Consider the following 14,730-nt stretch of genomic DNA (forward strand, 5'->3'; position numbering starts at 1 on the left):
ACACTATCTAGCAGGCTTGCGCATTATATCCCAGAGAGTTGTTTGCGCGGCAGCAATTGCCTTTGGACCTGCCGTTGCCGAACGAAGCACATGCGGGCTAAGCGTGACTACTTGCGCGCCCGCATAAGCAAATTGCAAGAGCTCGTTTGGAGTTATCCCGCCTTCTGGCCCAACCACGAAAATAAGTGTTGCGGGCACTTCAATTCGCCCTTCAGCTACGAATTTTACGATCCGCTCCAACTCTACCGGTAACATCGTCAGGCTTTCCTCATGGCAAATAAACGCCCGAGAACCACAATTCTCCACGCTCTGCTGAATCAAACCTGCGACCTGCTGTGTATTAAATTTACCGTGTACTTTTGGCAAAAACGAACGCCGCGATTGCTTCGCTGCAGCGAGCACGGTAGAGCGCCATTTAGTAAGTGCTTTTTCTTCCTTTGCACCACGTTCCCAAGTAACTACACACCGCTGTGCTTCCCACGGAATAATTTCATTTACTCCATATTCGGTAGCTGTTTCGATCGCTTGCTCATCACGCCCGCCTTTCGCCAAAGCCTGCACTAAAATCAAACGAACTTGCGGTTCATATTCTTGTGCGAACTCCAATATCTTTCCGCGTAATTCTTTCCGACTTACATTCGTGACAGATAATTTTGCACGCAACCCGCTGCCATTGACCAGCTCGATTTTCTCGTCCAAGCGGATCCGTCGCACCACTGCCGCATGATGCGCTTCTGCCCCTGTCAGCAGATATTCAGCACCTTCACGCAATGCTTCAATCCGCATCTCAGGGGCATAAAACACTGGTAAACTCATGATTCACTCCATGCATTAAATTTTTCCCGCAGACGACCAAAAAATGAGTCGTCCTCAGTATCCATTTTCGCATCAACTCGTTCTTCATTGCGCAATTTCGCAAACTGCGCAATCAGATTCTTTTGTGCATCATCCAACTTAGTCGGTGTGATCACATTGATCGTCACGCGCAAATTCCCGCGCCGATTCCGGTGCAGCCGAGTGACTCCCAGCCCTGGCAGCACAATTTCCGTACCTGATTGTGTACCTGCAGCAATTTTCAGTTCCTGTACCCCATCGAACGTATCAATTTCCACTTCAGTACCCAAAATTGCAGCCGTCATCGGAATTGAAAGCACAGCGAGTAAATCATCGCCAGCACGGGTAAAGACCGCATCAGCTGCAATCACTACTTCCACATACAAATCACCAGCAGGGCCTCCGCCCACGCCAGCATCTCCTTGCCCAAGTAAACGCACCCGCATTCCCGTTTCGACCCCTGCAGGCACACTCACCTGAACTTGCTTCGATCCGCGAATTCGCCCTTCACCAGCACATTCGCCACACGGGGTGACGATCCTTGTACCGTATCCCTGGCAAGCAGCACATGCGGTGGTGGTCATCATCTGCCCAAATAGCGAATTCGTCACGCGCTGCACTGAACCACTTCCATGACATTCTGTACATTGCACGGGTTCCGTATTTGGCGCCGTCATAGCACCGTGGCATTGCGGACACTCCATTGCCGCATCCACACGGATCGTTTTTTCATCACCGAAAATTGCCTCCGCCAGCGAAATCTGCATCCGCACAACGAGATCGCCGCCACGCCGCGCTCTTGAAGCTGGACCGCGTTGAGCCGTGGCACCAGCACCGCCAAAGAAGCTCGAAAAAATATCTTCAAAACCACCAAAACCGGCTCCGCTAAATCCGGTGCCACCACCACGAAGTGCATCTTCGCCGCCCAAATCATACATTTGCCGTTTCTCTTTATTTACGAGAACCTCATAAGCAGCTGTGACTTCTTTGAATTTTTCCGCACCATCCGGGCCAGCCACATCTGGATGCAGCTTTCGTGCAAGTTTGCGATATGCCTTTTTGATTTCAGCTTCGGATGCGTTCTTCGCAACTCCGAGAATTTCGTAATAATCAGCCAAGAAAACTATTCCCTATCTTTCGCTTCACTTTTCGCAAAAATTATTCACTCTGATTTTATGCTGCCGTGCCTCAAATCCAGCCGGCAGATTTGAAAATGAAAAGTTATATCCACCTCATTACATCAAAATTGCACCACATCAGCCTTTCAGGATTTCAGTGAGATACTGCGAGATCGCATAAACTGACGACATTGCAGCCGCGTAATCCATCCGGGTCGGCCCAATCACGCCAAGGCGTGCGACTTGTTGATCATATCCATTGCCATAACCAGTAGATACGACGGCAGTTTCAGCCAATGCCGTCTGCGCATTTTCCCGCCCAATTTGTACTTTCATCCCAGCTTCACGTGCTGCCAGCAACTGCAAGAGCACCACTTGTTCCTCAAGCGCATCGAGTACCGGAGAGATCGAGGATGCAAAATCTACGTCATAGCGAGAGAGATTCCCAGTACCTGCAACTACTACGCGTTCTTCATTTTGTGCGCCTAAAGTGCCGATTATCGTATCAAAGATCCGTTCTAACAAATGCTGATACTGATGCGGCAAATTCTGCAATGCCTGCGGATATGATTCTTGCAGCTGAGCTAATGGTTTTTCACAAAAATGCGCATTGCACGTTTTTCGCAGCCGTGAAAAATCATCGTCATTCAACCCGCTGTTTACTTCAAATATCCTTTGCTCTACCCGACCAGAATTGGAAATCAATACGAGCAGTGCCGTTGTATCAGTAATCGAAACAATTTCAATATGCCGCAACATTGATTTCCGCAATGACGGATACTGCACCACAGCTACCTGATTCGTAATTTGTGCAAGCAATCGTACCGCACGAGAAAGCACATCATCGAGGTCTACGCCGTCACGCAAATATTTTTCAAATGCATTCCGTTCTCCACGCGAGAGCGGCTTGATCTCTGCCAGAGAATCAACAAAAGCACGATAACCAGCATCCGTTGGGATCCGCCCGGCAGAAGTATGCGGTTGGATTATTAACCCAGCTTCTTCTAACTGCGCCATATCGTTACGTACTGTGGCTGACGAAACACCGAGGTGATAGCGTTCGACGATGGACCGAGAACCAACAGGTTCACGCGTTGTGACATAATCTTCCACGATCGCATGCAGTACTGCTGCACGTCGCGCTTGTGGATTTGCCATCTTTACTCCTCTCTTGATTCGTGCTGTAACAATATCTGGTGCAGGGCAAATATCCCCTTCTGATGCCTTGCCAGCGAATCAACTCATGCCTGCATCTTCCAACAGCAGTTCATACGCAAGCAGATCTTGCACTCAGGTATACCGAGTGCCAATTCTACGCCGATTCGCCGCGAACTTCCTAGCGTACAATCACCGATTCACGCTCCGCGCGAAACACCACTCGTTTCCAGATGTAAGATCAAGAAAAATTCGCAGCAAACACGAGGCATTTGTGTCTCCATCAAAGCGATCTTTGCACTATGGTGAGTGATGATGAAACGAGATTATGCAAACCGCTACCCGTCTGGAAAATTAATTCAGCCAAAGAAAGCTGCATCTTCCAAGCAGATCCAACCAATTTATGCATCCCCCGACGACCGTTATGCGATAAATGAGATTGAGTTACCGCCAAACTATCGTAATGCAGCGCAGGAAATACCAGTAGCACGGGGGATGGTGCTCGAAGACGTCACTTCAGGATATGTGGGGGAAGTGATGCAGATTCAAAAAATTGCCGGGCAATGGCAAATGGAATTAGAAGATAGTAATTTCAAACGCCGCTCATTTCCGCTTGGCGCCGGTTTTTGGTTCGCAGGACGGCCAGTGCAGCTGCTTCCACCGACACCGCCAAAAAGCAATATCGGACAGAAAAACAAAACTGTTAACGGGAAAACTCTCACTGCTTCAGGATCGATCCATGTGCCGCATAAAGCACGCATTGCACTTCCCTCACGCATCTGGGTCGAAGGCAAACACGACGCTGAACTAATTTCAAAAATATGGGGTGAGGATCTAGCTTTTGCGGGGATCATGATCGAAGAGCTCTTTGGCGCGGACCATCTCCTCGATGTGCTGAAAGTATTTTCTCCGTCAAACGAGAAACGCGCCGGCGTACTGCTTGACCATCTCGTACCACACTCAAAAGAATCACGGATCGCTGAAATGGCAAATAAAATTTCTGGCGTATTGGTGCTCGGTCACCCATTTGTAGACCTTTGGCAAGCAGTAAAACCAGCTGTTCTAGGTTTACAAGCATGGCCAGAAGTGCCACGGGATGAAGATATCAAGAAAGGCACATTGCGCCGGCTTGGCTGGGCGCATGAGACAAAAGAAGATATCGGCCTAGGCTGGAAGCGAATATTAGACGCAGTAAATACTTATACCGATTTGCAGCCAGCATTTTTAGGAAAAGTTGAAGCGCTGATCGATTTTGTAACAGCTGCTGGCACGAATCATTAATTGGAACACTAAACAATGGCTGATCAGCTTTTTTGGATTCTGCTTCCAGCCTTCCAATTGAAGTTTTCAGAAGTCTAAAATTTTCAAAGTTAGCAGCTACTGCATCTATGTTTCTTAAACCTTTTGCTATTGCCAATATTCTTGTGGCAGGAACTCCACCACAGCACTACCTGCCGCTGCAAGCTTTGGATAAATTTCAAGCAGCTGCGCGTCAAATCCTTGGCCTTCTATCGCAAGCGTGATATTTGCACCGATAATATGCACAGCTTTAAATCCGCGCATTTTCTCGATCCAATGGGCAAAATCAGATCCCTGATAAACTGCCAAACTCTCAGCAAGCGGCGCTGCCGCATTCCACTGTGCAATTTTGCTGCGAAAAATATCTGCAGCATGATTTTGTGTTGGAGCAGCTAGCGCATTTCCTTCGCCTGACGTACCGGCAACATCTAAAGTTTCTCCCGCAGCTGCATCATTTTCAGCAATAAAAAGGATCTCCGGGCTGGAAAAGAGCTTCCCGTCGGGACGCTGCGGAATATCGCAGGTGAAATACAGATCCCTGCCATCAGCGCTCTGTACTCCACATGAACGCCAATGCAAACCGCGACTGTTAGAAATTAAATCATGCGCTCCAATATCACTACTCACCCCGATGCCAGCTACACCCGCAGGATCTAAAAATAACTTGGCAGCTGCAGACGGATGCAACAAAAACTGCGCAGCATCCTTGCCATATTCCCGGTAAGTGTATTTCTTTGCCCGAAGTTTTCCAATCAGTTCTGCACGCGAATCCCAATATCCGCTATTGCTGCCGGAAAAGATTGCAAAAAGCCCATAACACACCGCTCCGCCAATAAGCAGACCGATCACGATCGCAATATAGTAATCTCCAATGCCCATTTATTTCCCTTGATTTTATCTTGTTATAAATCCATCCACAGTGCCCGGATCACTGCATCGGCAAGCAGTCTGCCTCGCACAGTAAGCACAAGCCGATCTTCACGTAAAGCAGCTTGCGGATCAATTAACCCGTCGGAAATAAAACCGGCAACAGTCTCCCGCTTCAGACCAGCAGGAATTTTGATCCCTTCACGTAAGCGAATCCCCAGCATGATTGCTTCTTCTGTTTGCTCTGTTGCACTCAATTTTTCATGTCCTTGCGCCGGTGTGCGCACCGGACTTCCCGCAAGCCTTGCAGCGTATCTACGCGGGTGTTTCACATTCCAAAAACGTGTGCCATTGATGTGTGAGTGAGCCCCTGCGCCATACCCCCACCAGTTCGCACCCTGCCAATAGTATCTGTTATGTTTACATTCAAATCCAGGACGGGCCCAATTTGAAACTTCGTACCAATCATAGCCGGCGGCTGCGAGCAGTTCATTGGCAAGCTCATAACGGAACGCCAGCACATCATCGTCCGTACCCATCATGCTCCCGCGAGCTAAATCAGTACCCATTTTAGTGCCTGGCTCAATCGTCAATGCATAACATGAGAGATGCTGCGGAGAAAGATCTATCGCTGCCAGTAGCGATGCTCTCCAATCGGGATCACTTTCCCCCGGAGTGCCATAAATCAAATCAAGCGAAAAGTTTAAATCAAGTTCCCGTGCCCACTGCGCTACTTTTGCAACTTGCCCTGGAGTATGGCTCCGATCCAGAGTCGCCAGCACGTGCGGTACCGCTGATTGCATCCCAAAGGAAATCCGATTGATCCCAGCTTCCTGCAAGCCAACTAGCTGCTCACGAGTGACGGTCTCAGGATTAGCTTCAGTAGTGATCTCGATATCAGGTGCAAAACCAAATGTATCCCGCAGCTGACCCAAAATTTGCGCAAAACTCGCTACATTTAACAGCGTTGGGGTGCCTCCGCCAAAAAAGATTGAACGTAACCGCCCGGGTTTTGTATCCCGCGAAAGCACTCGCTGCGAAAGTTCGATTTCTTTTCCGACGGTTTGTGCGTAATCCTGCACCCCAGCGCCTGCTCCAAAATCAGGATTGGTATAAGTATTAAAATCACAGTATCCGCAACGAACCGTGCAAAATGGAATATGCACGTAGGCCGAAAATCCTGCACTCACATCCGGATCAACAAGCTGACCATCATCTGGAAGTGGCATACCTTCAGGAAGCTGCACCATCTGCAGTCCCTTGCGATGATTGATCTGCTTTATGCTCAGCTGTGGCAGCTTGTGCTTTTAAGAAACCTCGCCGCGAACTCGGCGCACGCTCACCTCCACGATCAGCAAGTACTTCAATTCCCTGCGCTTTTGCCGCCAGCCAAGGATCCTCCGGCACTGCCTGACTGAGGATCGGCACTTCATTACGCACCGCCACAAAATCATGCACTGGTCTTCCAGCTTCAATCCCGCGTTCTTCAAAACGCGTCAGCGCCCGTCCAGCAAAACGTGGTGCGAATCCACCGACATAGAGTCCTTCATCTGCAGCATCTGGATTCTTTCCCAAATATTGCAAATCGAACCACGGCGACTGCGCTAGCACATCGCGCATTTGCCAGGCATAATTAGCCCAATCAGTGGCCAAACGCCAGATTCCTCCAGGTGCCAAAATACTTGCTACTATCTGCGCAAATGCTGGTGAAACGATCCGCCGCTTGCGGTGTTTTTTCTTTCGCCAAGGATCAGGAAAGAAAGTCCAGACCTCGGCAGCAAATTGCGGTTCTCCCGCTTTTTCCGGATCGTTCGCAGCAGTTTGTAGCGCAGCTGGTGCTAATGGTGAACCGAAAACTATCGGCAATGCCTGAGCCGCATCAAGCTGCGCGATCCGCACATTCTGGACATCTGCCTGTATCGCATGATGTACACATCGAGCCACACCAGGTGCCCACGCTTCAAATGCGAGAAAATTCCATTCCGGGTGCATTCGCGCGCCATGCATCAATTGTTCGCCAGAACCCGGACCAACTTCGACCACGATCGGAGCATTTCTCCCAAAAACTTCCTGCAAATCGATACGCGCACCTGGCGCAATAGTAGCGTGAGCGAAGCCTGCAGGCACCTGCAAGGTAAATTCACTTCCCCGCTCTTGCATCAATTTCTCGTATTTATCTCCCAAGCGTGAGCCGCGCAATGAAAATGAAGTAATTCGCCCGTAATGAGGATTATCTTGCGTAAGATTCCCCTCTTCTTTCCCGTGAACTGCTTGCGTCACTTCTTCTTACCTTCTGGCATCTCTGAGCTGAGCGCAGCAACGAAAGCTTCCTGCGGCACTTCTACCCGCCCAATTGCTTTCATTCGCTTCTTACCTTCCTTTTGCTTCTCAAGCAGCTTCCGCTTTCGCGAAACATCGCCGCCATAGCATTTTGCCAGCACATCTTTGCGCAGTGCCTTGATCGTTTGGCGCGCAATCACACGAGTACCGACGGCAGCTTGCACGGGGATTTCAAAATTCTGCCGTGGAATCAGCGCCTTTAATTTTTCCGTCATTTCCAAACCATAGGAGTAAGCAAAATCGCGGTGCACGATCGCCGAAAAAGCATCCACCGTCTCGTGGTTAAGAAGAATATTGACCTTCACCAAATCAGCAGCCTGCTGACCACTCTCCTTGTAATCAAGCGACGCATAGCCCTTTGTGCGCGATTTCAACTGATCGAAAAAATCCGTCACAATCTCGGCTAAAGGCAATACATAACGCAGTTCTACCCGATCTTGCGAAAGATAATCCATCCCTTTCATCGTGCCCCGCCGACTCTGGCAAAGTTCCATCACCGTCCCCACGTAATCCGTGGGTGTCAGAATCGTCGCATCTACTACCGGCTCACGGATTTCCTTCACTTTTCCTTCCGGAAATTCGCTTGGATTATCTACTTTCACCACCTCATTCGCTTCGGTAAGCACTTCATAGTTCACCGAAGGCGCAGTAGCGATCAAATCAAGATCAAATTCCCGAGAGAGACGTTCAGTAACAATTTCCAGGTGCAGCAACCCAAGGAAGCCGCAGCGGAAACCAAAACCGAGCGCTACAGAAGTTTCCGGCTCATACGTCAAGGCTGCATCGTTTAATTTCAACTTATCAAGAGCATCACGCAAAGCCGGGTAATCGGATCCATCAATCGGGTATAAACCTGAAAAAACCATTGGTTTTGGATCTTTATATCCAGATAATGCTTCGCTTGCTGAATCATGCAAATCGGTGACGGTATCACCCACGCGAGATTGCCGGACATCTTTCACGCCAGTAATCAAATACCCAACTTCACCCACTCCGATCCCCTCAGAAGGAATCGGTTCTGGAGAAATTACACCAATTTCCAGCAATTCGTGTGACTGCTTCGTAGACATCATCTGCACCCGCTGTCGGGGTGTAAGTTTTCCGTCAACCACGCGCACATAAGTGACCACGCCACGATAAGTATCGTAAACTGAATCAAAAATCATCGCCCGAGTTTGCGCATTCGCATCCCCGACGGGAGCAGGTACTTCTGCAACGATCTGATCTAGTAAAGCTGGTACGCCTACACCCGTTTTTCCCGATACCCGAAGGACTTCATCCGGGCTACAGCCAATCAAATCAGCCAATTCTTGCGCGTATTTATCAGGATTCGCTGCCGGGAGATCGATTTTATTCAGCACTGGAATAATTGCTAAATCGTTTTCCAAAGCCAAATACAAATTTGCAAGAGTTTGTGCTTCAATTCCTTGAGCTGCATCCACAAGCAAAATCGCACCTTCACAAGCCGCTAAAGAGCGTGAAACCTCATATGAGAAATCCACATGCCCAGGCGTATCGATCATATTTAAGACGTAAGGCTGCCCAGATACCGTCCACGGCATTCGCACTGCCTGGGATTTAATCGTGATTCCGCGCTCGCGTTCAATATCCATCCGGTCAAGATATTGTGCCCGCATATCCCGCTCTGCAATCACACCAGTAGATTGCAGCATTCGATCGGCCAGTGTGGACTTTCCGTGATCGATATGCGCGATAATACAAAAATTGCGGATCTTTTCAGCAGGCGTGTGAGCCGGTCGAATCATTTTCAACTCTTGCGCAGTAGTAGCGGGCACGATACTCCTTATTCGATTTCAGCTGTGTAGCGATACGTTTGATTCCTGCGCATCGTGTAAATGCAGCTATTTCGCTTCCACTTTGCGCAATATTTGCCTCAGCTTTTGCACGAATCTGAGGCACTCTATTTACCTGAAACAAGACTACCAGCAGAGCTAAAAACTCTGGAACTGGGATCAGAAAAATTTCCCTATTTCCTATTTCTCTGCACGTAGTTTCCGCAAAAACTGTTGTGTGCGTTCGTGGCTTGGATTGTGGATCAATTCCTGCGCTGCACCAGCTTCCAGCACCGTCCCGCCATCCATAAATACAGCCGTATCGGCGACTTGCGCAGCGAACTCCATTTCATGAGTCACGATCACCATCGTCATTTTTTGCGCCGCCAGATCACGAATAATTGCGAGAATTTCTCCAGTTAACTCTGGGTCGAGAGCGGAAGTTGGTTCATCAAAATAGAGCATTTTCGGTTGTAAAGCCAGCGCACGCGCAATCGCCACACGCTGTTGTTGACCGCCGGAGAGCTCAGCAGGAAAAGCATTTGCCTTATCACTTAAATTCATTCGCGCTAACAACTCATGTGCCTGCGCAGTAACTTCTGCAGCTTGCCGTCCTTGCACTTTGATTGGTGCATCGCATAAATTACGTAATACTGTCCAGTGTGGAAAGAGATTAAAATTTTGGAATACGAGCCCAAATTCTTTCCGGAATCGCCGTTCGTCACCAGTGCTGAGTTTTACTCCCGCCTTCATTTCAAGCGCAGTTTCACCGTGATAGCGAATCGTCCCTGAATCCATTTTTTCCAAGAATGTAGCGCATCTGAGCAAAGTCGATTTACCCGACCCGGAAGGGCCGAGCACAGCCAAAACCTGCCCTTCACGCACTTCCAGATTTACTCCTTTGAGGACCTGATTGGTTCCGAAAGACTTTTCAATTTCAATGAGTTGAAGCATCTTTTTCTCACTCATCTGCTGTTCCCATCTATCTTATCTGCTCCTGAGCACTGCATCGCAGCTTGCTATATTGCTTCTCGCGATGACGGATGCAGGAGAAATCAAATTTTGTATGCGCCTACGCGTTTCTCGAAACGATCCATGATTATTGCCACGATCGTATTGAATACGTAATAGAAAATACCTGCCGCGATAAAAGGCATCATCGAAGCTTGCGCAGAAGCCATTTGCTTCGCGATTGTAAACATCTCCAGATAAGCAATACCAAATGCTAGTGATGTATCTTTCACCAGGGTGATCACCTCATTTGTGATCGACGGTAGAACGGTGCGAAACATTTGTGGCAATTCGATTGTGAAGAATGTGCGCGGGCGCGAATAGCCGAGGACAAAAGCAGCTTCCCGCTGCCCGATCGGGATGGCTTGGAAGCCTCCACGATAAATCTCGGCAAAATATGCTGCATAGTTGATCGCGAACGCGATAATCACCGCATAAAAACGGTAACTGGCAGAAATCTGCAGCCCAAAAAGATAATACGGACCGAAATATACCATCATCAACTGTAAAATCAGCGGAGTACCACGCATGATCGAGATGTAAAGTTGTACCAACCAGCGAATTGGCGCAATTTTTGTTACTCGTCCACCATATACGAGCAGACCAAGTGGGAGTGAGAAAATCAGAGTGAAGCCAAAAATCATGATTGATTTGAGCATCCCTGCACCGAGCTCAAGTAAGCTTGCCAGATCCATGAAAATCCTTTAAATCGTAATCATAAACGCATCAGTTGCAGCGTCTTCCGCGCTGCAACAAGAGTGTCCTTGCTTTTCGTAACTACTTTCCCGATACATGTTACTCCCGCCGAGTTAAGCAACTCAGCGGGAGTAACATGAAATCAATAATTACTTTTGCACGACCGCGTTTTCCAGCTTGTACTTCTTTGCAAGCTGCATAAATGTGCCGTCTGTACGCATCTCGTCAAGAGTTTTCTGGACTTGATCGCGCAGTTGCGTATTTCCTTTCTTAAACCCGATTCCATATTGTTCGGTGTGGAAAGGTGGCTCCATAATGGCAAATTTGTCTGTGCCACGCTTTGCAAGCTGGAATTTTGCGACGCCTAAATCGACGGCAATTGCATCGGCAGCACCTGCTTCAAGCGTCATGAATGCGTTATTATATTCAGGCACTTGCTGCAAATCTGCAAAGCTTGCGACCAGCTCTTTATTCTTTTCGTCCTGCAAAGCCGTTAACCCAGAAGAATCGGCCTGCACTAACACAACTTTGCCAGCAAGAGCTTTCACGTCCTTGATATTTGCATCCTGTTTCGTTACAAATACGATCGAATTATCCACATACGGCTCTGAGAAGGTGTATTTATCTTCTCTCCCGTTCATTGTAAAACCATTCCAGATCGCATCGATCGTGCCGGAATTCAGCTCAGCATCCTTTGCATCCCAGTCAATTGGCTGTGGTTTGAACTGCCAGTCATTGCGCTTTGCTACTTCCGCAGCAAGCTCGATATCAAACCCGGTGTATTCACCAGTTTCTTCATCTTTGTAACCAAAAGGAGGGAAGCTTGCATCGAAGCCGACGGTGAAAGTATCACCTGCAGATTTCGCTGCATGATTCGTGGCACCCTTTTCAGCATCATTGCTCTTTGAAGGACTACATGCGCTTAGCGAAACTGCCAGGAAAAGTGCAGTCGCTGTAGCGATAATTTTCCGCAAACCCATCTTCATCTCCTTTTCTTTACTCGTATTTCAAAAAAAATGGTACTTGCAGAGCTATTTCGCAAATTAAAAAATCTCCGAATCAAGCCCTTGCACCGAGCATACCGCTTTCCTGAATGCGGCGCGAACTGACGAAGATTGTCTCGCATGGTGGGCACTTTCGCAGCTGAATATCAGCAAGCAGCAACCGCCGCAACTAAAATTCCTGCTTTCAGCTTTATCAGTACTAAGATGGTAACTGTTTGTGGCGCAATCGATTTGCTTGTACTGCGCCGTCCAGAAAAAGACACGAAAAATACTTCCCATAATTGCGATGGAGCAAGAAATTAAGGAGCCAAGATGAGCGTAGAGATTCGGGCAATCAGCGATATCGATGGAGCAAAGCGCGTGCGGGAGCTTTTTGAAACAGCTTTCAACGCTGCTCCTGCCAGCATTTGGGCTGCCCCCGGAAGAGTAAATCTCATCGGCGAACATATCGATTACAGTGGCGGTATTTGCCTGCCAATCGCTTTGGAGCATTGCACATTTGCAGCATATAAAAAACGTGAAGACAATCGCGTGCGCCTTATTTCCGCCCATGATCCTGATCATCCGTGGGAAGGAACTGTGGAAGATATCGCAAAAGCGGAAACTCCGAATTGGGTAAAATATGCGGCCGGCGCTGCCTATGTGCTGGGAATCAAGCACGGTTTTGATGCCGCTGACGATACTTGCGTACCATCAGGTGCAGGATTATCTTCATCCGCCGCAATTGAATGCGCGATTGGGATGGCGCTTGTAGCACCGCAGGATGAAGCCGATCGGAAAGCACTTGCCGCAGCTTGCGTCCGTGCCGAAAATGAAGTCGCTGGAGCTGCTACCGGCGGGCTTGATCAATCTGCTTCCCTGCTTTGCACTGCCGGAAACGCACTATATCTTGATTGCAAAACATGGCAGACGCAGTTGATCCCATTTGATTTAGCTGCGCATGGTTTAGAACTGCTCGTAATTGACACCCGTGCCCCACACAGCTTGAACGACGGGCAGTATGCGCAGCGGCGTGCTGCCTGCGAAGCTGCTAGTGCCGAGTTAGGGCTGCCGCTTCTGCGCGATGCTTCAGCAGCAGACGTAAAACGTTTAAGCCCTGAGTTACAACCTTTTGCAAAACACGTAGTAGCTGAAATCCAGCGTGTTAAAGACACTGCAAAAGCCTTAGCAGCAGGTGATTTTGTCACAGTGGGAAAGCTCTTCACGGCTTCACATGAATCTTTGCGTGACGATTACAAAGTTTCTTGCCCTGAGCTTGACACTGCGGTCGCTGCAGCAATCAAAGCTGGTGCGCTGGGCGCGCGCATGACGGGCGGCGGCTTTGGCGGTTCGGCAATTGCAATTATCCCAATTGAAGCTACTGCAGCAGTAGTCGCACAGGTCGAATCAGCTTTTGCAGCTGCTGGATTTAATCAGCCGCACTTCATTCATACGACTGCAGGTGCTGGTGCGCGCCGGATTGCTTGATGCGTTCCAGTTTGAATAAAGCAAGCAAAATCACGAATGGCAGGAAAATATGGGATTGCGCGAAAGATTAGTTAGTTTTGCACGCTATTTTGGCGCGCAGCTCGTGCGCCAAAATAAAAATCAAGCCGCGAAAGGCGCCAGATCAGTTTCAGCGAAAAACTCTCCACCGGCAGGATCAAGATCTCATTTCCCGGCGCCAAGTGCCCCTCCGCTGCAGTGGAATATTGGCAAATATGGTCTTCCTGCACTCAGATACACGCCAGATAATGATTCGCTTCCCGATCCTGGGGAAATTGTCTGGACCTGGGTACCATATGAGGAAATGGACGGACGCGGAAAAGATCGCCCCGTGCTTGTAGTGTCAATGCAGGAAGAATACATTTTCTTTGTCCAAATGACCTCAAAGGATCATGCACCTGGGCAACTGTATCAAGACGAATATGAGCGCTGGTGGTTAGATATTGGGACGGGAAATTGGGACTCTCACGGTCGCCCGTCAGAAGCGCGGCTGGATTTGTTATGGGTGGTGCATCAATCGCAAATACGCCGTGTGGGCGGTAAATTAAATCGTGAAATGTATCTTCTCCTGACGAAGGCATTACGCAAAATTCACAATGTGCGCAGCTAAGCGTGAGCAGTGACACCTCCAGGCTGTAGTGGAAACAGTTGGTGAGTGCCAGGCACACTGGTAGAGTTGTTCCTTGAATTAGCACGCCTGGTCGGGCGAACTGATTCGGCTCACTTCCATAACCACGGGTGTCCCCACGCCTGGCAGTCCGGATTGAGCAACCCCTCACCGACCGTATTCCGCATTCTTCACTCCAGCCAGAGTGAAGAAGCAAATGAAAGAGTTATTAAAAGTGGCAAATATCAAGTCGCAAAAGAAGCGTATCAAGACTAACGAGAAGCGTCGGATCCGCAACAAGGCTTATAAGTCTGAGCTAAAGACCCTCGTTCGTAAGACACGCGAAGCTATCGCAGCAGGTGACGCAGAGGTTGCTGAAAAGGAACTTCGCGTTGCCGCTCGCAAGCTCGACAAGGCAGTTTCCAAGGGCGTAATTCACAAGAATCAAGCTGCTAATCGCAAGTCTAAGCTTGCCAAGCAGGTTGCTGCACTCGCTAAGTAATTTTAGCTATCGTGCATCT

Annotated in this window: 15 protein-coding genes; 5 read left to right on the forward strand and 10 right to left on the reverse strand. The window is 48.9% G+C overall.

The window, feature by feature from the left end:
• Nucleotides 1-3: 3 nt before the first annotated feature.
• The 3 genes from J2S36_RS02310 to hrcA all read right to left on the reverse strand — a co-directional run bounded on the left by J2S36_RS02310 (nucleotide 4) and on the right by hrcA (nucleotide 3,110).
• Nucleotides 4-816: a 16S rRNA (uracil(1498)-N(3))-methyltransferase gene (locus J2S36_RS02310; protein ID WP_309955120.1), complete on the reverse strand. Its 813-nt coding sequence runs from the start codon at nucleotides 814-816 to the stop codon at nucleotides 4-6.
• Entirely contained in the window at nucleotides 813-1,952 is a 1,140-nt protein-coding gene (dnaJ, locus tag J2S36_RS02315; RefSeq protein WP_309955122.1) for a molecular chaperone DnaJ, read from the reverse strand. The genes J2S36_RS02310 and dnaJ overlap by 4 nt, the downstream gene beginning before the upstream one ends.
• A 138-nt stretch (nucleotides 1,953-2,090) precedes the next feature.
• Nucleotides 2,091-3,110 carry a heat-inducible transcriptional repressor HrcA gene (hrcA, locus tag J2S36_RS02320; protein WP_309955125.1) on the reverse strand — a complete coding sequence of 340 codons (1,020 nt, stop codon included), beginning with the start codon at nucleotides 3,108-3,110 and terminating at the stop codon, nucleotides 2,091-2,093.
• A gap of 312 nt (nucleotides 3,111-3,422) precedes the next feature.
• On the opposite strand from hrcA, the gene J2S36_RS02325 reads away from it, so the two are divergent.
• A complete protein-coding gene (locus J2S36_RS02325; protein WP_309955127.1) occupies nucleotides 3,423-4,388 on the forward strand; it encodes a DUF3097 family protein in 966 nt (321 codons plus the stop codon).
• A gap of 126 nt (nucleotides 4,389-4,514) precedes the next feature.
• Here J2S36_RS02325 and J2S36_RS02330 read toward each other — a convergent pair whose 3' ends face one another.
• From J2S36_RS02330 to J2S36_RS02360, 7 genes are all read right to left on the reverse strand, one after another.
• Nucleotides 4,515-5,285, reverse strand: a complete 771-nt coding sequence (locus J2S36_RS02330; protein ID WP_309955129.1) for a hypothetical protein — start codon at nucleotides 5,283-5,285, stop codon at nucleotides 4,515-4,517.
• A 23-nt stretch (nucleotides 5,286-5,308) separates the two neighbouring features.
• Nucleotides 5,309-6,523, reverse strand: coding sequence for a radical SAM family heme chaperone HemW (gene hemW / locus J2S36_RS02335; RefSeq protein WP_309955131.1), 1,215 nt, complete (start codon nucleotides 6,521-6,523; stop codon nucleotides 5,309-5,311).
• Entirely contained in the window at nucleotides 6,507-7,553 is a 1,047-nt protein-coding gene (gene trmB / locus J2S36_RS02340) for a tRNA (guanine(46)-N(7))-methyltransferase TrmB (RefSeq protein WP_309955133.1), read from the reverse strand. Before trmB ends, hemW begins: the two co-directional genes overlap by 17 nt.
• Nucleotides 7,550-9,379 carry a translation elongation factor 4 gene (gene lepA / locus J2S36_RS02345; RefSeq protein ID WP_309957448.1) on the reverse strand — a complete coding sequence of 610 codons (1,830 nt, stop codon included), beginning with the start codon at nucleotides 9,377-9,379 and terminating at the stop codon, nucleotides 7,550-7,552. The genes trmB and lepA overlap by 4 nt, the downstream gene beginning before the upstream one ends.
• A gap of 228 nt (nucleotides 9,380-9,607) precedes the next feature.
• On the reverse strand, nucleotides 9,608-10,375 hold the full coding sequence (locus J2S36_RS02350; protein WP_309955135.1) for an amino acid ABC transporter ATP-binding protein: 768 nt from the start codon (nucleotides 10,373-10,375) through the stop codon (nucleotides 9,608-9,610).
• 86 nt (nucleotides 10,376-10,461) lie between these two features.
• Nucleotides 10,462-11,112, reverse strand: a complete 651-nt coding sequence (locus tag J2S36_RS02355; protein ID WP_309955137.1) for an amino acid ABC transporter permease — start codon at nucleotides 11,110-11,112, stop codon at nucleotides 10,462-10,464.
• 150 nt (nucleotides 11,113-11,262) lie between these two features.
• Nucleotides 11,263-12,093, reverse strand: coding sequence for an amino acid ABC transporter substrate-binding protein (locus J2S36_RS02360; RefSeq protein WP_309955139.1), 831 nt, complete (start codon nucleotides 12,091-12,093; stop codon nucleotides 11,263-11,265).
• A 144-nt stretch (nucleotides 12,094-12,237) separates the two neighbouring features.
• Between J2S36_RS02360 and J2S36_RS02365 the strand changes: the two genes are divergently transcribed.
• The 4 genes from J2S36_RS02365 to rpsT all read left to right on the forward strand — a co-directional run bounded on the left by J2S36_RS02365 (nucleotide 12,238) and on the right by rpsT (nucleotide 14,711).
• Nucleotides 12,238-12,420: a hypothetical protein gene (locus tag J2S36_RS02365; RefSeq protein ID WP_309955142.1), complete on the forward strand. Its 183-nt coding sequence runs from the start codon at nucleotides 12,238-12,240 to the stop codon at nucleotides 12,418-12,420.
• Between the two features lie 9 nt (nucleotides 12,421-12,429).
• Nucleotides 12,430-13,584 (forward strand): galactokinase, encoded by a 1,155-nt coding sequence (gene galK / locus J2S36_RS02370; RefSeq protein WP_309955144.1) that lies wholly within the window; start codon nucleotides 12,430-12,432, stop codon nucleotides 13,582-13,584.
• 55 nt (nucleotides 13,585-13,639) lie between these two features.
• Nucleotides 13,640-14,212 (forward strand): type II toxin-antitoxin system PemK/MazF family toxin, encoded by a 573-nt coding sequence (locus tag J2S36_RS02375; RefSeq protein ID WP_309955145.1) that lies wholly within the window; start codon nucleotides 13,640-13,642, stop codon nucleotides 14,210-14,212.
• A gap of 232 nt (nucleotides 14,213-14,444) precedes the next feature.
• Nucleotides 14,445-14,711: a 30S ribosomal protein S20 gene (gene rpsT, locus J2S36_RS02380; RefSeq protein WP_309957450.1), complete on the forward strand. Its 267-nt coding sequence runs from the start codon at nucleotides 14,445-14,447 to the stop codon at nucleotides 14,709-14,711.
• Nucleotides 14,712-14,730 lie beyond the last annotated feature (19 nt).

This window comes from Arcanobacterium hippocoleae, assembly GCF_031456295.1.
Taxonomy (GTDB): domain Bacteria; phylum Actinomycetota; class Actinomycetes; order Actinomycetales; family Actinomycetaceae; genus Arcanobacterium_A; species Arcanobacterium_A hippocoleae.

Bases quoted from the DNA above. Each gene is read 5' to 3' on its own strand.
- hemW (WP_309955131.1), bottom strand. From the start codon at position 6,523: ATGGTGCAGCTTCCTGAAGGTATGCCACTTCCAGATGATGGTCAGCTT.
- J2S36_RS02365 (WP_309955142.1), top strand. From the start codon at position 12,238: ATGGTGGGCACTTTCGCAGCTGAATATCAGCAAGCAGCAACCGCCGCA.
- J2S36_RS02355 (WP_309955137.1), bottom strand. From the start codon at position 11,112: ATGGATCTGGCAAGCTTACTTGAGCTCGGTGCAGGGATGCTCAAATCA.
- hrcA (WP_309955125.1), bottom strand. From the start codon at position 3,110: ATGGCAAATCCACAAGCGCGACGTGCAGCAGTACTGCATGCGATCGTG.
- J2S36_RS02360 (WP_309955139.1), bottom strand. From the start codon at position 12,093: ATGGGTTTGCGGAAAATTATCGCTACAGCGACTGCACTTTTCCTGGCA.
- J2S36_RS02330 (WP_309955129.1), bottom strand. From the start codon at position 5,285: ATGGGCATTGGAGATTACTATATTGCGATCGTGATCGGTCTGCTTATT.
- lepA (WP_309957448.1), bottom strand. From the start codon at position 9,379: ATGATTCGACCGGCTCACACGCCTGCTGAAAAGATCCGCAATTTTTGT.
- J2S36_RS02350 (WP_309955135.1), bottom strand. From the start codon at position 10,375: ATGAGTGAGAAAAAGATGCTTCAACTCATTGAAATTGAAAAGTCTTTC.
- galK (WP_309955144.1), top strand. From the start codon at position 12,430: ATGAGCGTAGAGATTCGGGCAATCAGCGATATCGATGGAGCAAAGCGC.
- J2S36_RS02310 (WP_309955120.1), bottom strand. From the start codon at position 816: ATGAGTTTACCAGTGTTTTATGCCCCTGAGATGCGGATTGAAGCATTG.
- J2S36_RS02325 (WP_309955127.1), top strand. From the start codon at position 3,423: ATGAAACGAGATTATGCAAACCGCTACCCGTCTGGAAAATTAATTCAG.